Genomic DNA, 19,217 nt, shown 5'->3' on the forward strand with positions numbered 1-19,217 from the left:
GTTCAAGCCCCGAACCGGAGGGCATGGAACTCTCGGGCGGTCAAGCCAAACCGCGGCAAGAAGGATCGCTTACGTTTCTTTGGTGAAACGCGAGCCCGCATTTGGCAAAAAAACTCTCCTCAACCCCCCTGTACAGCGCCCCATCGCCGTCCGGACGCAAAACCTCTTCCGGTCTCGGCGTCAAACGTGCCTCAAATGGGCACATGGGAAGCTCAGTCATGAATGGCTACAAGCGCCTTTTTGGAGCGGTTCTGTGCGGGTTTCTTCTCGGTAAAAGCCTGGCACACAATGAAACAATCTCCTCAAAGGAGATCGCGCGACGATATCCTCGCTCACCTCATTGGGATGCACCACCAGGATCGATCGACTTTAGCCGGCCAATGCCGCTTTCCGGTACTCGAAGCCCATCAGCCGGCGCAAGTACTCGGACCAGGATGAAGCCGGCCTTTGGATCACAGACCTGCCCAACAAGCCCTCTGCGATGGCCATGCATCGCAGAGCCCAATCTCCCTGATGGCCGGGACGATCCGTAACGCTTTGCTTGAGAGCCAATGGGGAGAGCCCAAGCCGATTGCCTTTCCCAATTCACTGGTTCGCCGCCGCTTGCACATCCGCGCCTAGAGGGCCACCCCATCGAGTTGTGAAGACTTTGCACCAACACCCACCGTTCCAGTTAGTAACGATTCTGCGGGAATAGGCACAGACCTCTCCCTCCACATCCGCTAACCCGTCTTGTGGCAAATACCCTGCCGCTTGGCCCACCTACGTAACTTCGTTCCGATGTACTTACTAAAGATAAAGAACCTTATGTGTCCCTAGATTGTTTAGCTATGGGCAACTCTTTGGGACTTGCTAGCTCGCCTTATCCGCGTGGGCCAGCGAAAAGGAAAGGGGCAAGACTAAGCGAGCGATACCAGAGCTAGCTAACCTTTTCAACGTGGAGCATCCCGTCGCTGCGCGCCCCAGCGTTGTGGTCGCTCTAACCTGTCACCGAAAAGTAGAAGGTGCTTTTTGGAGCGTTCCAGGGCGACCGCCCCCCGCGCCTAAAGGATTCTGACATCCACCCAAACAAACGAAGTCGATACAAGCGCTTCTCTCTTTGATTCCGTTTGGATTCTTTGCTCTTCGGCTTGCCTAACCTGCAAGGTCGCCATGAGCTAGGTAACCCTACCAAGTCAGGTTTGCTTTTTTCTGTCCCGTCTAGGATAGGCATACCTGCATGGTGAGCTCGCGTGCCCTATGGAAGGATCCCAGGAGGTAAGCGGCGGGCGTATTCCTTGAGCGCTAAACCGCTCCAAGCCGGTCTAGAAGCCATAGGTCGTAGCAGGAGAACAATAGCCGGTTGTTCGTTTTTCGCCGCCAAAGATCCCAAGAACTGACTACACCTTACGCAATGGAAGGAAATCACAGAGAGCCAAGAAAAGAGCATCTACCATCTGTTCTATTTCCTTGTCCGTAGCGCAATAGGGTGGCACCAAAATGAGGACATTCCCAATCCCCCGCGTCAATAGTCCATAGCGACGGGCCCTTTGACAAATTTTTGCGCCCAGTCTTAGCTCAGATGGCCACGGCTTCGCCGTGGCAAAATCTTCAACCAGTTCTACTGCGAGGACCGTTCCCTCCTGCCGGACATCTCCCACGTTAGGGTGCTCCCAAAATCTTCGGCTCAAGCGGGCAACCGCTGCCGAAACTTCTGCGATTCGCTTTTTCCAGTAAACATCCTCTAAAAGGGAAAGGCTAGCCAAGGCACTCGCACAACCCGCCGGATAGGCTGTAAAACTGTGCCCATGGAGAAAGGCACGAGATGGGCCGCCTCGGAAGGATGCAAAGATTTCCTGACGAACCAGCGTTGCTCCCAGCGGTAGAAGCCCCCCGGTAAGACCTTTTCCCAAGGCCACCACATCCGCTATCACTCCCTCATGATGCGCTGCAAACATCCTACCTGTTCGACCAAAACCCGTAAAAACCTCGTCGAGGATGAGGGGAACTTCGAGACTTGCGCACAATGCAGCGGCCGCCCGGAGATACCCAGCCGGATGCATGCGCATGCCTGCCGCTGCTTGGACCTTGGGCTCCACGATCACCCCTGTACATCGGGAAGGATCCTTGGACAGCGTGCGTTCTAAGTCCCTTACACATTCCCATTGGCACTTCCGGTATAACCGCGCATCACGTTTTTCCGGCCGAGCCCGGTTATAAGGACAGCGATAGCAAGACGGGGAAGTCACCGGGCGGGAAGAGAAAAGAAGCTTACCAAACGGCGCATGAAAAACTGGGCTATTGCCGACGCTCATCGCGCCAACCGTGTCTCCATGGTAGCCTCCTTTGAGGCAGATGAAGTAGTCCCGCTCCCGGCCTTCTCGAATGCGGTGATACTGCCAAACAATCTTGATAGCCGCCTCCACCGCCGTAGATCCGTCGTCGGAAAAAAAGGCTCGGAACTCCACGGGAGAATCCTGGGCAAAGAGTTGGGACAACCTCTCTGCAAGAAGGATCGCAGAGGGATGGGTGAGCCCTAAAAAGGAAACGTGATCCAGCGTCCTCCATTGCGCACAAACCGCTTCGATTAACGCGGGGTTCCGATGACCGTAAAGATTGGTCCAAATGGAACTATTGCCGTCGAGATAGGCACGCCCTTCCTCGTCGTAGAGATAGCTCCCCTCACTTCCCACAATGACAGGAAAGGGATCTTCTGGATCAAACCACTCCTCGTAGAGCGTAAACGGATGCCAGACGAAGGTGCGATCTTTCCTTACCCAACTCACGGACAAATCCCCATGTGTCGGAGAATCGCCAAAAGCCCGGCCATGTCGGCAGGCTTGTGCTCGCTTGTGACACTTATGCGCAACCGCGCCTTCCCTCTGGGAACGGTCGGATACCGGATCGCTGGGACATAGAACCCTTCTTCCTGCAATCGAGAAGCCATCTCCATGGCTTTGCTCTCGGCTCCCACAACAATGGGAAGAATGGCGGAAGAACCATCCGGATTGATGAACCGGATGTTATCCCACAGTTGATTCCTTCTCCTAGCTCCCTCTTCCGAGTGAAGAATCTTGAGCGCCTCCAAGGCAGCAGCGACCATGGCCGGAGACAAGGCGGTAGAATACATTAGCGACCGAGCTGAATGCAAAAGCCACTGGATGACTTCCCGAGAGGCAGCCACATAGGCCCCCATGCTCCCCAGCACTTTCCCTAGGGTCCCCAAGTGAAACTCGATTCTCGAAGCGACCCCTAGCTCCGAACCCAAGCCGGCTCCCGCTTTTCCGTAAATCCCTGTAGCATGGGCCTCATCGAGTAAAAGCCAGGCGCCGTACCGGTCCTTAAGTTCAACAAGGTCCTGCAAAGGAGCGACATCTCCGTCCATCGAATAGACGGATTCAGCGACAACGAGAATCCTGCGGTTTTTTTTTGAGTAGCGGGTCAACACCCGTTGAAGAGCGTCCAAATCGCTGTGAGAAAACACCCGGACCAAAGCCCGAGAGAGCCGCGCTCCGTCCCAAAGGGAAGCGTGGGAAAACTCATCCAGAACCACAAGATCCCCGGGGCCCACCAAAGCCCGGATCGTACCTAAAGCTGCTGCATACCCGCTGGAAAAAAGACAGGCCGCTTCCGTTCCCTTCCAACGGGCGATCTCTTCTTCTAGCTGGGTGTGTAGGCCCAACTGGCCACAAACGAGAGGGGAAGCGCCCGCACCGGCACCAAACTTCTCAACCGCTTCGCAGCTTTTTTCCCGTACTCTCGGATGGCAGGAGAGCCCAAGATAATCGTTTGAGGCAAAGCTTACATAGAGCCGCCCCTCTTGCGAAAGATGTCTGGGGGTTCGCCCTTCAAAGGTGATCCGAAACCGTTCCAGCCCTCTCTGGCGAAAGCTGGCCAGTTTTTCCCGGAAGCTGGTTTCCCCACTACCCATGATCTACAATGAAGCGCGGGCAAAAGATGAGCTTCTGTCCTCAAAATCTCGCATGCCATCCAAGGTTACGAGTCGGGAGCCACTAATACGTTTCCCCCGACCATAACCAATCGGGGTGGGGTTTTCCCCTCAATGACACATTCCCACGGATCCTCGCCCGGTTCCCAAGGAAAAGCCACAAGATCCGCTACCGCTCCCGTCTCGATTGTCCCCAGGCTTGGCTTTTTCTGCAAAATTTTTCCTGCCTTTCCCGTCACCATCCACCACCATTGAGCTGGCGCTATACCCGGATGGATCCTGCGAGCCAGGCGAATCTCTTCCCTTAGGTCCAGAGTGTCATTACTGGCCAGGCTGTCGGTTCCGAGAAGTACTGGAACCCCCAAGCTTGTCCATTCCGTTAATGGAAACGCGTCATGACCGAAAAAGGCGTGGCTTTTAGGACAGTGAACCAAGGTAGCGCCACTTTGAACTACGGTATCTTGATCCTCTTTCTGCAGGTAATTCGCGTGAACCAGAATCGCTCGAGGGCTAAGAATTCCCTGCTTCGCCAAAACGCCTAAGGGAGAAGTCTTGCCACAATCCCTGCAGTCTCTTCCCAGTCCCCTCATCAACTCATAAAGCGGCCCTTTGGCTTGGCGAAACATCTCATACTCCTCCTGCGATTCGGCTACATGAGTGGTCCACAGGAGATTCAATTGATCGGCACATCGTGCCACCAAGCGATACAAATGTTCCGAAACCGTATACGGAGCATGGGGCGCCAAGCCTACCCTCTGCATGGGGGAGTGCTGGCACAAGAGACTTTTCCAGAAGCCTGCCAACCGTTCCTCGCTCCACGGAGAAACTCGGATATCGAGAAGCTCTAAAAAGTGGATCGTGCGTAGGAGAGGCTTTTCCTCAAGTAAAATCTCTGGGAACGCCTCAATGTTGGCAACCGTCGTTGTTCCAGAAGCAAGCAAAAGCTCATAGCCCCGACGGATGGCCGATACCAGCCCTTCTCGAGTAAGCTTCGATTTTTCTTCCACGATGCGCCGGATCCAATCCGAAAAGCTTTGGCGAGGTAACCTTCCCTGTAACCCGGTATAATCCAGGTGGCAATGAGCGTTAATGAAGCCCGGGGTCACAATCGCCCCGTCGAGCTCCCACAGCTTGCCTCTCCTTTTTCGTCGTCGCCGGCCCAAGGGACCTACCTCTACGATCCGGTCTCCACGGACAAAGACAAAGCCCGGTTGGTACAACCGCTGTACTCCGATTAAGACGACAGAGGCCCGGATGGTGCACTCTTGCGTTTTTGGGTCCCTCAACCTGGAGAAAAGGCCCGAATTGTGGGGACACAAAGGCATTGCTTGCGCAGGTTGCGCCCGACACCTCTCCAGGCATTCTTAAACTTCCTTAGGGTCACAAGCAAGACCCAAGGAAAAAAACCTCCTACCTTTTCGAGTTTTGCTTCAGGAGTTGTTGCCGCGCGTTTTGGCTACCAGATCGGGATGATCGATCAAGATTGTGGGAAAAAGACTGCGCCCAAGAACGACCCACAGGTGGCGAAAGATCCAGAGAAGCAAGCGCGCGTATGCCCATCCAAGCAGCCAGGATCCGATCACATCGGTCGGATAATGGTGGCCACCGTAGACCCGGGAATAACCCACTAGAAACGCCCAAATCCATAGGAGCCGTCCCCAAGGAAAGTAAAAGGCACTGGTTACGGTTGCTAGGGCGGCGGTGTTACAAGCATGTCCGGAAGGAAACGACCGAAAAGGGCCTTTCTGGGAGGATTGGGACCATCGCACGCCTAGCTTGTCCACTACCCGAACGCCTGCCAGGGCTTGGTAAGGCCGAGGACGCGCAAAGAAGCTTTTGAGGGGACCACTGATACCCAGGTCTCCAATGAGAAAAACGGAAAGCGCGACAGCGACAAAAGCTCGCTCACGAAATCGCCCCAAGCTGACAAGCACCAGTCCCACAACGATTAGACCCCAAAGGAAAAAGTGGAAATCCGAAAGGGTGACCATCCACGGATCAAGCTTTGGATGAGCCAAGGTCACATTAATCGTTCGAAGAAGCCAGAGATCCCACTGCCAAAGGGTTTGCACGGAAGAATAGCGTTCTTGTTTTCGCTACCAAAAAGAAACAGCCTGCCGATCTAGAAGATTTTTCCCAAAGCCCCTACCTATGCCACGTTTGGCATTAAAAGAGAGGACCGACAACATCCTTCTATCGCCCACAAGCCCCAGCTACGTTCTAACGCTAGGGAAGACGATCCTCCGCAAAAAGAACTGCCTTGCCTAGGCCTGCCTCCTCTTTTCTGGAACCCATCTTTTGACTCGCCCTTTAAGAGGATCGACCCAGGCGGTATAGCCGCAGGGCGTTTCCCAGCACAAAGAGGTCCGAAAGCCCCATGGCCGCAGCACAAACCACGGGGGAAACCCATCCGACAACTGCGAGGGGAATCGCTGAAGCGTTATAGAAAAAAGCCCAGAAAAGGTTTTGTCGAATCGTGCGCAAGGTGGCCAAAGCAAGCTGCAGCACAAAGGGGATGTTTTCAATCTCTGCTCGAAGGAGCACCACATCCGATGATTCTTTCGCAAGATCCGTCGCTCCCAGTACAGCGATCCCTAAATCGGCTTGCGCTAAGGCCGGTGCGTCATTAATCCCATCCCCCACAAAAGCAACCCGTCTCCCCTGCTCTTGCCATCGGGCAATCGCTTGCGCCTTTTCGTGAGGCCGGACTTCTGCTATCACCTCATCCGGATGTAAACCGACCTTCCGAGCAAAAGCCAAGGTGGCTTCCCGGGAATCACCCGACAGAAGGCCTACTCGGAAGCCTTGTTTTCGAAGCTCGGTGATTACGCGGGCAGCCTCCTCCTTGGGCTCGGAACCTATTCGAACCCAAGCGATAAGTGTACCCTCCACCGCAAGCCCGATCCTCGATCCATTCTCCCGGCTCCCTTCTGGAAGGCTAACTCCGCACGATGAAAGCCAATGAAAATTGCCCAATCGCACGCGCTTGCCATTCCAGATTCCCTCGACCCCTGAGCCGCGTTCTTCCCTCCAATGGGAAATTTCGACGAAGGGAAACTGGCTAAAATGGCGAGTAATGGCCTGGCTCACCGGATGGTGGCTCGACCACGCAAGCGAGCGGAAAAGGGAACCGGCCTCTTTCTCCTCGGCACTGCTCACCACCAGCTCTTCCACAAAGAGGCCGGCACGGGAAAGCGTTCCCGTTTTATCGAAAATAACCGTGTCAATGTTTCCACACTTTTCCAAAGCAAGCGCGTCACGAATAAGAATCCCGCGGTGAGCCGCCACGTTCGCCGCCACCATGATTGCGGCCGGGGTAGCCAACCCCATGGCACAGGGACAAGCAACAATCAAAACCGAAACTGCCCGGATCCAAGCACTCTCCCACCCAATCGGATGAATCTGACCCCAGAAAAGCGCGGTTGCCCCCGCAAGTAACACTACCACGACCACAAAAATGTTACTGACCTTGTCCACGAATCGCTGAACGGAAGCACGACTACTCTGTGCCCGCTCAACCACGCGGGCAATGTGGGCGAGAACCGTGTCCGATCCGGCTGCCTTCACCTCGACAAGCACGCGACCATCCAAATTGGTCGTGCCAGCGAAAACCGGTTCTCCAGGACCCTTAGAAACGGGTTGGGCTTCGCCACTGAGCATGCTTTCATCAAGCGTGGTCGTCCCTTCTACAATGGTCCCATCCACCGGAACACGATCCCCCGGTCGCAAGACCACACGGTCGCCCGGGCGGACCCTCCATAACTCGCGGAGCTCTTCCTTCCCATCGGGCAAGAGCACCATCGCCCGATCGGGAGCCAGCGACAGCAGTCCCCGCAAGGCTCCGGTCGCCCTTTCGGTGGCCCGGTGCTCAAGCCAGTGTCCAATTCCGACAAGCGTGATAATGGCTGCAGCTTCATCAAAATACAGGTGATGAACTGCCGAAGGTCGTAAGAGCCCATAAAAACTAAGGAAAAAGGCCGCGCTACTTCCAAGAGCCACCAGAGTGTCCATGTTCAACCGGCCCTGCCGGGCTTGCCGCCAAGCTCCTTGATAAAAAGGGGCACCGGTGACAAACTGCACCGGCAAGGCCATCGCTAGCTGAACCCATCCTGGCCATCCCTCTTCCATCGGGCCAAACCACTCCCACAAAAAGAGAAGAGAAGTAAAAAATCCTCCAATGATAATTCTTTGCTTCCAACCAATGAGATCCTTACGACCCTCCGAAAGAGGGGTCGCCTCGTACCCAGCTTCCTGCACGGCTTGAAGAAGCTCTGGCAACGGGGGAGCGTCTCCCTTGCCCTCTACTGTGGCGCAGGCTGTTTCCAATTCCACCGAAACCCGCGCGACCCCATCGACCCGTTCTAAAGCCTCACGGACATGCCGAGCACAGTTCGCACAACTCATGCCTTGCACGCGCAAAGTGGTGCGATATCCCATTTTACCTAGGAGGATACGACTGTCGGTGGGTCCTGCCTATTGCCTCTTTTCCCATGGCCCCCGGGCCGGATGAGAGTAGCCCTTTGGAACAAGTCTTTCTTACAAATAGAATAGCGCTTTATCCCATCTCTCCCAAAAAGCTCATTCCTTCCCAGAATTCGCTCCGTTTTACCCACCCCACGCACCCCATCCGGAACCCCAAAACCCATAGAAAGTTCTATCCCTCGCAACGAGCCCCGGAGAGATGTTCCAAGATCTGGATCGCGTTCCACGCAGCTCCTTTTAGGAGCTGATCACCGGCAAGGAAAAAGGCAAGCCCATGGGGATGGGAAGGATCTTCCCGGATTCGACCTACCAGAACCTCTAACCTCCCGGCAGCATCCACCGGCATAGGAAAGGTATTTGACTCCCGATCATCCACCACGCGAACGCCCGGAGCCTGGGACAGCAACTTCCGTGCCTCTTCCGCGGAGAGCTTCTCTTCTGTCTCCACCACAACGGCCTCACAATGAGCCCGGAAAACCGGCACCCGTACACAGGTAGCACACACCCCTAGATCTGGCTCGTGAAAAATCTTTCGCAGTTCCCTCGCTACCTTGTTCTCCTCTTCGTTGAAACCGTCAGGACCGATCGGGGAATCGTGGCTAAAAACATTAAACGCGATCGGATGACGAAATACCTGCCTGACTACTGGCAAACCTCGCACATAGGCACGGACTTGCCGGTGAAGCTCCTCAAGCCCTCGAGCTCCAGCTCCGCTTGCCGCTTGATAGGTCGCTACAATCACACGGCGAATCCGGGCCTGCAAGTGCAACGGCCAAAGCACAACGGAGAGTAGCGCCGTAGTGCAGTTAGGGTTTGCCACAATTGCTGGATGATGCGCCAAATCCCCCGGATTGACCTCTGGTACTACAAGGGGCACACTAGGGTCATACCGGTACGCACTTGAGTTATCAATGACCACTGCCCCGCTGCGAATCGCCTCGGGAACATATAAAAGCGATCGTTCTCTCCCTGCGCTAAAAAGAGCAAAGTCAATCCCCTCGAAGGCTCCCGGTGAGACTGTCCGAACCTCCAACTCCTGAGAGCCAACGGAAATTCGTCGCCCTCGAGAGTTTTCCGAAGCAAATAGCCGTAATTCCTTAAGGGGAAAATGTCGCAGCTCAAGCAACCGGATCATTTCCCGGCCTACTGCCCCTGTGGCTCCGACAATGGCGACACGAAAGGATTGCACAAGCTTCAATGGTACGCCTTTTGCGACGCCACTCAATGAAAGTTTCAAAGCCAATTCCCCAATACCGGCAGGACCGCACCTTTGCCTGGAAATCTCCGGCATGATCATTCCTTTTCCAAAGGGGTCATTTTTTGTTTATGGTGGTAACCTCAAGTGGCTACAAGAGTTTCCTAGGAAAGCACGATGATTGCTTCTCCCTTCCCACCTTCTGACCCAGCACCGGATCCCGCGCCACCACCCTCGCTCTACACCGTTAAATCCGTTGCCCAGGCGCTCGGAATCCATCCGAAACGTGTCTGGTTTTACTATCGGGCAGGCCTGGTGAGCCACGTGCGTACAACCGAGACGGGCGAACCCCTCTTTGATGACGAGGCCCTCTACTGGTTGAGCCAAATCCATTCCCTACAAAAAAGTTACCGCGTGAAAAGAGAGGTCCTCCAACTCATTCTCCATCTCCTTCATGAAATCGAGCGCTTAAAGCGGCTGCTTAACCATCGACCTATCGAGTAGTCAATCTTTCACGGGCCCATCTCTTCTCCTTAGCCCGTTCTCAGCGGCTTTTCACCCGTGCTCGTCGAGGTCCATGACCGGTTCACCAGTCACTACCCTCAACCGGCCGCCGCTAGGAGACCGGTCAACGGAAAAACTTTCCGCCAGTCGTATTGAAAAACGGGGAAGCTCAACAACGCTCGAATCTCCGTCGATTCATCGGCCGCATACACGGCCCGCCTCGCAAGTCTCGTCTTTCCCTTCTGTGAAGAACCCGGGGCTAAAGTCGCAGGCTTTATAATAGCGTGCAGAGATGGCTGTCCCCCCTGCTCCTACCATAAGGCGTGTCCCGCGCTGTCGGTAACGAAAGCGGCGTCTCGCCAATGCTAGCAAAATTCCGACGTGCGTTCGCGCCACTCTTCGCCCGGAGACCATAGTGGGGACGCACCGAAACGATGTCCGGAGCGTTTCCCTCGAACTCCACAACACAAATAGCTCCGGCTGGTGGAGGCTGGATCGACGTGGTCGACGCAGGACGGCAGCTGCCACCATGCTCACCGGTGCCGACGGGGCACACCTGCTTGCGGGCCTTCCTCTGGTTGCGGACGTGCGTGATGTCTTCCATTCCGATCCTATGGCCTCCGCCTCGATAGCAGCCTGGACGATGACTCTACTCGTTTCGGGATGGATGTGCCGAACGCGGCCGCATTTTTTTTGGGAGTCCTACGGGAGCTTTTGTCTAGCGCTTTGGCTGCCGTTGGACGGAAGACAACGACACAGGGCAAGGGAGCGATCGCGCTTGCCGCACAACTTTCCCGCTGCCAAAGACTTTGCCTCTGCTTATCGCGGCGACGTTCTTTTGCCCGACATCTACACCCAGCATGGGGCCGGAGGCCACAGCTTGCCAATCTTTCGTTTCGACGACGAGGTTTAGATACCACGTCCTGTAGCAAAAGACCCCTTCATGGCGTATGTGCGCTTGTCGAAGCGCACACTGACATCGGCGGAGCGGATAGCCGGAACGGGCGCCTCGTTCCTGATGCATCCCCATGTTTTTTCCCCTGTAGGTGCCGCACACCGTAAGAAACAGCATGCAGCACATCTGGGCGCCCAAAGGCGTTGCCCAGTGCAGCAGGGTGTACGCGCGCTGCTCGTGCAGGGCTACCCTCTTCCAGACGCAATGCTTGCGCATGACCGGATTGACCCGGTTGCAAGCGTCGCCGTAGGCCGAAGAGAGTGGGGTAAGCGATCTTACTTCTTCCGCCATAACGTCCCGTTGGATCGACACCGTGCCCATCATAACTCATCGCCTTCGTCGGGTAACATGGTAAGAACTCTCGAGCGACCGGCAGATACTCTCGGCGCTCCCATTGCCCGCCGTCCCGACGGACTACGAGGGCGACCGAAAGCTCGTCGCCCCACAGCTGCTTCTTCCGCTCAAAAAAACGGTGGAACCGCCGCCTGGCCGTGACGCCCTTGAGCAGCTTGACGGCATCGGCCACGGCGATGACAGGCCGAATGGCGACAAAAAGATTCATCCGGCTGGATCTCCTGGGAGATCACAGGCAGGCCACGTTCGGCGCAGATCGCATCTACCATCGTTCCGCTTCCCCCAGCCACCGCTCCGGTCAACACGTCGGACCAATCCTCCGGACACTGGATCCTTTGGTCGGCCATTGGATCGACGCCATTGCGCTTGGTAATTATATCTCAACCATCCAGCAGATTGCGCACCCCATAGTGCGCTCCGCCATTGCTCCCGCGATTTCAATCGCGAGGTTCTTGCTGAAGGTCTATGAATTAAGTGGTCCCCAAGTAGTTGGGGGTGGGATCGGCAGCGGGATCGCGGGTATGAGGTGCTTGCTTCAGAGGTGATGCTCGATCGCATCCCCATTTACTTCTCCCCGCGGCCAACGGTTAGCCCGGCCATCGTCGCGTAAGACTCTCTCAAGGGCACGACTGCAAGAGGGTTCTTTACAAGGTTTCCGCATCTAAACGAGATTAAACTCGTGGATTTCACATTCACCGATTTACCCGGCACGTGGCAACATTTCACGACCACGCTCAGCGATGACAACGAGGATATCTTTACCGAAGGCCTGGGCTTCGACCGCTCGAACATTCGCGGCTGGAAAGCATCAATGCCTCGGACATGTTCGTCATTCCAGATCCCGCCACCGCGTGGATCGACATCTTCAATGCGGAGAAAACTCTCTCTCATCTGCACCATCGTGGATCCGATCGCCCGCGAGCCTTACGATAGCGATCTCCGCGGCGTGGCAGAAAAAAGCCGAAGCATATCTGAAAAGCACAGGCATCGCCGACACCGCGTACTTCGGGCCCGAGGCGGAGTTCTTCATCTTCGACGAGGTGTGATTCAGTTACAATGGTAATGCGTCGTTCCACCACATCGATAGCGTCGAAGGACATGAGAACAGCGCGCGTGAAGAGTTCCCTAACCTGAGCTACGAAATCCGCCCAAAGGAAGGTTACTTTCCAGCGCCTCCGATGGATACGCTACAAGATATCCGCAACGAAATGGCCCTGGAATTGGAAAAGGCCGGCATTGCGGTGGACAAACAACATCACGAAGTCGCCACGGCAGGCCAAGTCGAGATCGATATCTGGTTCGCTCCGCTAAAACAAATGGCCGACTCGATGCAGTATTATAAATACATCGTTCGCAATGTGGCGCGACGACATAACAAAACCGTCACGTTCATGCCCAAACCCCTCTTTGCCGATAACGGTTCCGGCATGCATACCCACATTTCGCTCTGGAAAGATGGCAAACCGCTTTTCGCCGGAAACGGGTACGCGGGGCTGAGCGAAACAGCGCTTTTCTTTATCGACGGAATCTTAAAGCACGCACCACGCCCACTTGTTTTACAAACCCAACCACCCACAGTTTCAAGCGTCTGGTGCCGGGGTTCGAAGCCCCTGTGAATCTGGCATACTCGGCGCGCAATCGCTCCGCCGCCATTCGGATTCCCACGCATTCTGCCAGCCCGAAAGCTAAACGAATCGAATTTCGCACGCCGGACGCCTCGGCGAACCCGTACATCGCCTTTTCCATAATGCTTCTCGCCGGATTGGACAGCATTCAAAACCGCATCGATCCCGGCGATCCGCTAGACAAAAATCTGTGCGAACTGCTGCCTGAAGAACTGGCCCGAATCGCCAGCGTTCCGGATTCATTGCGCAGCGCCATCGAAGCCCTTCAGGCCGATCACGCGTTCCTGTTGCGCGGCGATGTGTTCAACGAAGACTTCATCGCCAACTGGATCGATATGAAACAAAAAGAATACGACGCGCTGCGTCTCCGTCCCCACCCCTACGAGTTTGCAATGTATTACGACGTCTGATGAAAGACCTTTCGCCAGCGCGCGGCCGCGACCCGCCAGCGGCTCGAACGGGATAAGTTTTCCCTCTGGCGGACTGCTGTTACTCAAAACGTTTCCAGCTTTCGAAGCGGGCCGAGCGTTTATAAAATTCTTCCGTTCACGGGAGGCGCACAAGTGTCGGGTGAACCCTGGCTCCCTCCACACGGAAAATCAGATAATGATGGAAACCGCCCTTCTCGGGCGGGCCTTCCAGGGGAGCGCCCGCGCCGCCTGAGACGAGATAGATGGGCGGTTGCTGGGACGGATCGATTCGGTCTGGCGGCGGTGTGGTATCACCGGTCTGCGGGTTATAGTAAAGGTGCTCGTGCGAGGCGATCACGTAAGAGATGTTGGAGTAATGACTGAACAGCTCCATCAGCTCCTCGGCATTCCTGTGGTTCAACCTCATGTGAGATTCCCTCGGCTTAATCGGATGATGCATGAAAACAAAGGTGTGCAACGCTTTGTTGGCATCCAGTTCCCGTCTGAGCCACTGGAATTGCTCTTCACGAATAAAGCCCGGGTCCAAATCCAGTTCCCCACCCGCTCCCACTTTCGCATGCGGTGAGCGCTCCGTACCCGGCGGCGGAATCTCTTCCGAATTAAGAAGAATGAACCGGGAATTACCGTAGCTGAAGGCGCCGTAGATGGGGGCGCGCTGCGGCAGGCCCATGTTCTTTCGGAACAGCACTTCCATCTGCGGGCTGCCGATTTCTCTCCTGTGCTTTTGGCCTTCGGCAGGAATTCTGACGTCCATCTCGTGATTGCCAGGGGCAAGGAACACCGGAGCTGCCGCCTTGCGCGCCACTTGGAAAAATGCCGCATACTGTCTCGCGATAACGTTCGGGTCAGCGCTGCTTAGCCCATAGATGGCATCCCCCGTCCAGATGATAAACGCCGGCTTCAAAGCACGCGCGGCGGTAAAAATTTGCTCCGCTGTGGACGGCAACGGGAGCTCCGGTTTATGCGGCCGGCTGTCGCCCGCAACGATGAAGGAAAAACTTTCCGTCTTGGCCGGTCGCAGAGGGCCGGTGCCGGGAACCAGCGGCGGCTGCGCCTGCTCAGCTTTTTGACCAGGCGCGCTGGAACAGAAAACCGCCGGCAGCAGTGCCGCTACCGCTTGAACCAGCCAGCCGAAGCGCAGCTTTTCAGAACGCAAAACCGATTCCTCCCACGCCCATGTGCTCGAACATGTCACCGTAATGAACTGACCAGGGCGAGGTGGGCGCGTGAGTGGGATAGACGGTCGAACCAAACGTGTAATCGGTGGTGCCGATCGTCAGGAATTTGTACTCCACAAAAAAGTACAAATGGCGAGTGATATCAAAACGCAGACCCGCCCGGGCTGTCGCCGCGAATCCCCAATCCGACGCGTTCGGGTTCGAATTAAAATGATTGATCCCTGGCTCGGGCGGAGCCAGCTGAAATGAGGTGGCTCCCACATTGGAAACAATGGCCGCTCCGACGCCCCCGCCAATGTAAGGATGAACCCGGTAGGGCGTATGTAGCGTTAGAACTAGATTAGGCATCAACACCCCAATGTCCATTGGCGCGCGAAAATCAAAGAGGTGCTCCGGAAGGCGCGGCGTAGGGTTATTCAAGAAACCGGTTTGATCTGCGCTCAGGTAATAACCCTCAAACTCCAAAGCCGGGAGCAAAGCCCAGCGCGGATCGCCGCCCAGGCGCCATCCCGGCCATTCATACCCGACGTTCAGACCTACCATGAACCCTGTATTACTTTTTGCGGCTCCGGTCGCCCGCACATCCAGCGGCGGGATAAGAAACGCTGTGCCGCTCTGCACGATCTCATCGTTATCCGATACTGCGCCACCGGCAAAAACGCCGGCGTAAAAGCCGCGATTGTTTGTGTAGACTTCCTCCGGTGCCTTTGTTTCCTTGAAATTGCCAGTCGTGTCACCCCCCCATGCAACTGAAACCAGAGAGCCGACGCCCAAAAAAGTAGCCAAATACCTTAGGACAACCCTGCCTGCTGCCCACTTTTGAAGTGTTAGAGAGCTGAAAGTGTTCATGGTGGGCGTTGTGAGCGGGAAGCGACAGCGTGTCAAGCAAAATATCTCCTTGACTCAAGTCGCCACAATTCGTTGAGCATGCTACCATGAAAAGGATCGAGCCAACGTGTTATGTCGTGTTAGCAAGCGTTATCGCTTTGTTTACAGGGCAGTTTGTAAAGGCTGGCGAACCCGGACATTCGCAGCAACCAGGTGTGGCCCCGGCGGAAGCGATTTCCAAGCTCACAGAGGGCAACTTCCGCTACGCAAGCGGCAACCTTCAACATCCGGGGCAGACTCCGGAGCGCCGGACGGAATTGGCGAATAGCCAGCATCCTTTCGCCATTATCGTCAGCTGCTCAGATTCGCGGGTGCCGCCCGAGATCGTATTTGATCAGGGTCTGGGGGATTTGTTCGTGCTTCGGGTGGCAGGCAACGTAATTAACGACGAAAGCCTGGGCAGCATCGAGTATGCCGTCGATCACCTGGGTACGCGACTGATTGTCGTTTTGGGCCATCAGCGTTGCGGCGCTGTGGAAGCGGCCAAGAAGACGATCGCCGCCAAGCGGAAAGCACCCGGACACATGCAGTCGTTAGTCAAGGCGATCCAACCTGCGGTCGAAGCCACTGCGAAAGATGACTTGGAGACGACCATCAAGGCAAACGTCAAGCACGTGGTGCAGAGTCTGCGCTCCTCAACACCGGTTCTCAAAGCCAGAGTAGATTCAGGCGATCTGAAGGTAGCAGGGGCTTATTATAATCTGGATACTGGCGCTGTTACCTTTTTGGACGGAAACTAGGCAACTCTACACCGTGTGACCATTTCCTCTCTTGAAAGTCATCCACCCCAAACTTCGCGAGCTGGCTAGAAGGAATTTTTACGCGACGCAATTTTTTGGACGGACTCCGCGCAAGGCTCTGCGACCTTGCGCACCCGGGGTAGCGACCCTTTTCTCAACCCCGGCTTGATCGTTCCGCCGCAAAGGCCCACAACACCGGTTTCCCGATCGTGACCGGAAATACCGTTTCCGAAAACGACGGAATGGATGAAGATTAAGCCTTTCCATAGCGGAGATCGGTTCAGCCGTACGGTTTGAAATTGCGCACGTCTTATTCATGGACGTGGTGGGTCATTGGAAGCTTTTGCTGGATGAGCAGCGTGATGCGCAGCGGCGCCTGAGCAAGATCGTGCGCGACACGAAACCGGCGCGCGCAGCAGAAGCTGCCGGTAATTTGATCTCCATTCCCACAGGTGACAGAATGGCCTTGGTTTTCTTCCACAGTCTGGAAGCGCCCGTTCAATGCGCTCTGGAGATCGCCCGCGGATTAAAGAAGGAGCCAAACATGCAATTGCGAATGGAGATCCACAGGGGTTCGGTTCATCAGGTTCGCGATGTGAATGACCGGCCGAACGTGGCGGGCGCGGGCATCAACACCGCGCAGCGTGTCACGGATTGTGGCAATCCGGGACATATTCTTCTCTCCAAGCGCGTCGCCCTGGATCTGGCGCAATCGCGCCGATGGCGGGGCCATCTGCACGAGCTGGGGGAATGCCCTGTCAAGCATGGAGTTCCCTTGTCGGTCGTGAATTTTTATTCCCATCAAATCGGCAATCCGCACGTGCCGACAAAAATCAGGCTGGCGCAGGCGAAACAGGCGCGTGCGAAGCGGTTGCCGACCACGTGCCGTTTCGTTTAAGCGGCGACCGGGATCAGCGGCCTTGTCCTCCTCGCTTTTACAGTCACGGCGATCACTTTCGCGCCGTGCCTCTTGAAGCGCACGCTCCAGAAACGACCAACCACCGCCTCCAACGTTCCCGTCACGGTTACCTCAAGCCCGGCTCCGGAAAAAGTCTTGCGGTTTTGCCATTTGGAAATCTTAGCCGCAATTCGGACAATGCCTTTTTTGCAGATGGCATTTAGGACGACATCCTGACCAGCCTGGCCAAGATCAAAGGCCTCAAGGTAATCAACCGGTCTTCAATGATGCGGTTTCGTGGCTTTTCCGGGCAAAATTTGCGCGATATCGGCAAAGCCCTTGGGGTGGCCAACCTGCTGGAAGATAGCGTGCGAAGAGAAGGCGACCGGGTAGTGGTCAACGTTGCAATTGATCGGCACGGCAACTGATCGCAACTTGCGGGCGAATCGCTACGATCGCACGCTCATCCGATTCGCTCGGGCTGCAAGGCGAATTAGCTGGTGAGATCGCTGACGTTCTACGGGCAAATCTGACGACCGAGGAAAAGTTCGGGTAACCACCAAGCCGACGCACAGCACGGAAGCATACGTGCTTTACCTGCAGGCAAATCAAATCTCTGAAAATCCCGATAGTCTCCTGCAGGATTACAAGACCGCGCGGGAACGCTACTCCCAAGCGATCGCGCTGGACCCAGTTTTCGCCCTTGCGCACGCCCGGCTGGCGTCCCTGTGCGCGGCGGTATTCCATTTGTACGAGCCCACGGAAGAATGGCGAGACACAGCGCGTTCGGGGGCTGAAACGGCGTTGCATTTTCAACCCAATCTGGCGGAGGCGCACCTCGCGCTCGGACAGTGCATCTACTGGATTCATCAGGATCATGGGCGTGCGCTGGAGCGATTCGAGATCGCCTCCTATTTTCGCCCAACGATAGCGACAGTCTTCGCCTGATTGCAGCCATCAAACGCCGGCAGGGCAAATGGCGCGAAGCACAAGCGGACTATGAAAAGGGGATGGCGATCGAGCCGGAAAATCCGAACGCCGTTCGCGAGCTTATTTATATCAACACGGGAATGTGCCGCTGGCCAGAGGCGGGACAATGGGCGGGGCATCTGCGCGAAATGGCCCGGCATTTATCGTGGCCAAAATTCAGAGCGGCTACGTCGATTTCTGGTGAAAAAAACACCAGTTTGTTGGAGTCTTTGCTTTCTCAGGTGTCACCAGCGTACGATCTTGACGGGGGGTGACCTCGGTGCGCTCGGAAGTAGCGATGCTTAATTGCGATTTCGCTGCAGCCCGCGAGGGCATCGAGGCTTCGTCTGCCAGCGAACTATCACACACCAATGAGGGCATGACACCGCGCAGTTTCTTCGAGGGCTGCATCGCTCTGGCCCAGGGACTGTGGCAGAAGCCCAAAAGCATTGCCAATAAGCCCAGCCATCCTTTGAAAACGCGGTACGGGGAGCTCCTCTAAGCGCCATGCGCCACGCCAATCTGTTGGGCGCGAGAGCGCGCGCCAGCGCGACACGCTGCTTCACCCCACCAGAAAGCTCGTGGATATTCGCATGTTGAAATCGGCTCATCCCGACCAGTGCGAGGTAGTACCTGGCCACCTCGTGGCGCTCCCGTCTGCTCAGATTGGGCTTGAACTTGAGTCCAACAAGAACATTTCCCAACACGCTCAACCACGGGAAAAGCGCCGGCTCTTGAAACATGACCAGCCGTTCGCGACCGGGTCCCGTCACGCGTTTACCATCGGCGAGCAGTCTGCCGTCGTCGGGTTTCTCCAGGCCGGCAGTGATATTGAGCAAGGTTGTTTTCCCGCAACCGCTCGCGCCGACAAGACGCACAAATTCACCCTCGGCAACGTTGAGGCTTACCCGGTCCAACGCCAAAATATGGCCCGAAGTGCCTCCTAAATTTTTCGAAACGTTTTCAATCGAAAGTTTCGAGGGCGGAACAAGCTCCAGTTCCTCTTTGGCCGAGGAGCGGTGAGCCATCCCCCGCATTACGGAATCTCCATCAGCCTGGAAGTGTCTGTC

The 19,217-nt window shown here is 55.9% G+C and carries 16 protein-coding genes and 2 pseudogenes; 8 read left to right on the forward strand and 10 right to left on the reverse strand.

The window, feature by feature from the left end:
• Positions 1-288 precede the first annotated feature (288 nt).
• Positions 289-438 (forward strand): hypothetical protein, encoded by a 150-nt coding sequence (locus KK925_RS05035; protein WP_174583151.1) that lies wholly within the window; start codon positions 289-291, stop codon positions 436-438.
• Positions 439-1,379: 941 nt separating this feature from the next.
• On the opposite strand, the gene bioA is transcribed toward KK925_RS05035, so the two are convergent.
• From bioA to KK925_RS05065, 6 genes are all read right to left on the reverse strand, one after another.
• Complete coding sequence (gene bioA, locus KK925_RS05040) at positions 1,380-2,765, reverse strand: adenosylmethionine--8-amino-7-oxononanoate transaminase (RefSeq protein ID WP_174583152.1); 1,386 nt, start codon at positions 2,763-2,765, stop codon at positions 1,380-1,382.
• A complete protein-coding gene (locus KK925_RS05045; RefSeq protein ID WP_174583153.1) occupies positions 2,762-3,910 on the reverse strand; it encodes an aminotransferase class I/II-fold pyridoxal phosphate-dependent enzyme in 1,149 nt (382 codons plus the stop codon). Before KK925_RS05045 ends, bioA begins: the two co-directional genes overlap by 4 nt.
• A gap of 65 nt (positions 3,911-3,975) precedes the next feature.
• The gene (locus KK925_RS05050) at positions 3,976-5,214 is read right to left on the reverse strand and encodes an amidohydrolase family protein (RefSeq protein ID WP_174583154.1); all 1,239 of its coding nucleotides are present in this window, start codon (positions 5,212-5,214) and stop codon (positions 3,976-3,978) included.
• A 144-nt stretch (positions 5,215-5,358) separates the two neighbouring features.
• Positions 5,359-6,000, reverse strand: a complete 642-nt coding sequence (locus KK925_RS05055; RefSeq protein ID WP_174583155.1) for a phosphatase PAP2 family protein — start codon at positions 5,998-6,000, stop codon at positions 5,359-5,361.
• A gap of 238 nt (positions 6,001-6,238) precedes the next feature.
• Entirely contained in the window at positions 6,239-8,365 is a 2,127-nt protein-coding gene (locus KK925_RS05060) for a heavy metal translocating P-type ATPase (RefSeq protein ID WP_174583156.1), read from the reverse strand.
• A 217-nt stretch (positions 8,366-8,582) separates the two neighbouring features.
• Complete coding sequence (locus tag KK925_RS05065) at positions 8,583-9,701, reverse strand: aspartate-semialdehyde dehydrogenase (RefSeq protein ID WP_174583157.1); 1,119 nt, start codon at positions 9,699-9,701, stop codon at positions 8,583-8,585.
• Positions 9,702-9,782: 81 nt separating this feature from the next.
• Between KK925_RS05065 and KK925_RS05070 the strand changes: the two genes are divergently transcribed.
• Both KK925_RS05070 and KK925_RS05075 read left to right on the forward strand, forming a co-directional pair.
• Entirely contained in the window at positions 9,783-10,109 is a 327-nt protein-coding gene (locus KK925_RS05070; RefSeq protein WP_174583158.1) for a chaperone modulator CbpM, read from the forward strand.
• Between the two features lie 529 nt (positions 10,110-10,638).
• Positions 10,639-11,022, forward strand: coding sequence for a hypothetical protein (locus KK925_RS05075; protein ID WP_214096320.1), 384 nt, complete (start codon positions 10,639-10,641; stop codon positions 11,020-11,022).
• Positions 11,023-11,050: 28 nt separating this feature from the next.
• On the opposite strand, the gene KK925_RS05080 is transcribed toward KK925_RS05075, so the two are convergent.
• Entirely contained in the window at positions 11,051-11,626 is a 576-nt protein-coding gene (locus tag KK925_RS05080; protein WP_214096321.1) for a hypothetical protein, read from the reverse strand.
• A gap of 462 nt (positions 11,627-12,088) precedes the next feature.
• On the opposite strand from KK925_RS05080, the pseudogene glnA reads away from it, so the two are divergent.
• Positions 12,089-13,453, forward strand: a pseudogene (gene glnA / locus KK925_RS05085) (type I glutamate--ammonia ligase).
• A 136-nt stretch (positions 13,454-13,589) separates the two neighbouring features.
• Here glnA and KK925_RS05090 read toward each other — a convergent pair.
• Both KK925_RS05090 and KK925_RS05095 read right to left on the reverse strand, forming a co-directional pair.
• Entirely contained in the window at positions 13,590-14,630 is a 1,041-nt protein-coding gene (locus KK925_RS05090) for a metallophosphoesterase family protein (protein WP_174583161.1), read from the reverse strand.
• Positions 14,620-15,501: an outer membrane protein gene (locus KK925_RS05095; RefSeq protein ID WP_174583162.1), complete on the reverse strand. Its 882-nt coding sequence runs from the start codon at positions 15,499-15,501 to the stop codon at positions 14,620-14,622. Before KK925_RS05095 ends, KK925_RS05090 begins: the two co-directional genes overlap by 11 nt.
• A gap of 86 nt (positions 15,502-15,587) precedes the next feature.
• On the opposite strand from KK925_RS05095, the gene KK925_RS05100 reads away from it, so the two are divergent.
• The 4 genes from KK925_RS05100 (at position 15,588) to KK925_RS05115 (ending at position 18,422) form a co-directional block, all read left to right on the forward strand.
• A complete protein-coding gene (locus KK925_RS05100) occupies positions 15,588-16,280 on the forward strand; it encodes a carbonic anhydrase (protein WP_174583163.1) in 693 nt (230 codons plus the stop codon).
• Between the two features lie 316 nt (positions 16,281-16,596).
• Positions 16,597-17,178, forward strand: coding sequence for a hypothetical protein (locus KK925_RS05105; RefSeq protein ID WP_174583164.1), 582 nt, complete (start codon positions 16,597-16,599; stop codon positions 17,176-17,178).
• Positions 17,179-17,766: 588 nt separating this feature from the next.
• Positions 17,767-18,126, forward strand: a complete 360-nt coding sequence (locus tag KK925_RS05110; RefSeq protein WP_174583166.1) for a hypothetical protein — start codon at positions 17,767-17,769, stop codon at positions 18,124-18,126.
• Between the two features lie 62 nt (positions 18,127-18,188).
• On the forward strand, positions 18,189-18,422 hold the full coding sequence (locus KK925_RS05115; RefSeq protein ID WP_174583167.1) for a hypothetical protein: 234 nt from the start codon (positions 18,189-18,191) through the stop codon (positions 18,420-18,422).
• A 312-nt stretch (positions 18,423-18,734) separates the two neighbouring features.
• On the opposite strand, the pseudogene KK925_RS11420 reads toward KK925_RS05115, so the two are convergent.
• Positions 18,735-19,184: pseudogene (locus KK925_RS11420) on the reverse strand (ATP-binding cassette domain-containing protein); the annotation flags it as partial.
• Positions 19,185-19,217 lie beyond the last annotated feature (33 nt).

The organism is Candidatus Methylacidithermus pantelleriae, from assembly GCF_905250085.1.
In the GTDB taxonomy this organism is placed as follows: Bacteria; Verrucomicrobiota; Verrucomicrobiia; order Methylacidiphilales; family Methylacidiphilaceae; genus Methylacidithermus; species Methylacidithermus pantelleriae.

Excerpts from the sequence above, each read along its gene's own strand:
- KK925_RS05035 (WP_174583151.1), top strand. The coding sequence starts at position 289 with ATGAAACAATCTCCTCAAAGGAGATCGCGCGACGATATCCTCGCTCAC.
- KK925_RS05045 (WP_174583153.1), bottom strand. The coding sequence starts at position 3,910 with ATGGGTAGTGGGGAAACCAGCTTCCGGGAAAAACTGGCCAGCTTTCGC.
- KK925_RS05060 (WP_174583156.1), bottom strand. The coding sequence starts at position 8,365 with ATGGGATATCGCACCACTTTGCGCGTGCAAGGCATGAGTTGTGCGAAC.
- KK925_RS05065 (WP_174583157.1), bottom strand. The coding sequence starts at position 9,701 with ATGCCGGAGATTTCCAGGCAAAGGTGCGGTCCTGCCGGTATTGGGGAA.
- KK925_RS05070 (WP_174583158.1), top strand. The coding sequence starts at position 9,783 with ATGATTGCTTCTCCCTTCCCACCTTCTGACCCAGCACCGGATCCCGCG.
- KK925_RS05075 (WP_214096320.1), top strand. The coding sequence starts at position 10,639 with ATGCTCACCGGTGCCGACGGGGCACACCTGCTTGCGGGCCTTCCTCTG.
- KK925_RS05080 (WP_214096321.1), bottom strand. The coding sequence starts at position 11,626 with ATGAATCTTTTTGTCGCCATTCGGCCTGTCATCGCCGTGGCCGATGCC.
- KK925_RS05095 (WP_174583162.1), bottom strand. The coding sequence starts at position 15,501 with ATGAACACTTTCAGCTCTCTAACACTTCAAAAGTGGGCAGCAGGCAGG.
- KK925_RS05100 (WP_174583163.1), top strand. The coding sequence starts at position 15,588 with ATGAAAAGGATCGAGCCAACGTGTTATGTCGTGTTAGCAAGCGTTATC.
- KK925_RS05105 (WP_174583164.1), top strand. The coding sequence starts at position 16,597 with ATGGACGTGGTGGGTCATTGGAAGCTTTTGCTGGATGAGCAGCGTGAT.
- KK925_RS05115 (WP_174583167.1), top strand. The coding sequence starts at position 18,189 with ATGGCGATCGAGCCGGAAAATCCGAACGCCGTTCGCGAGCTTATTTAT.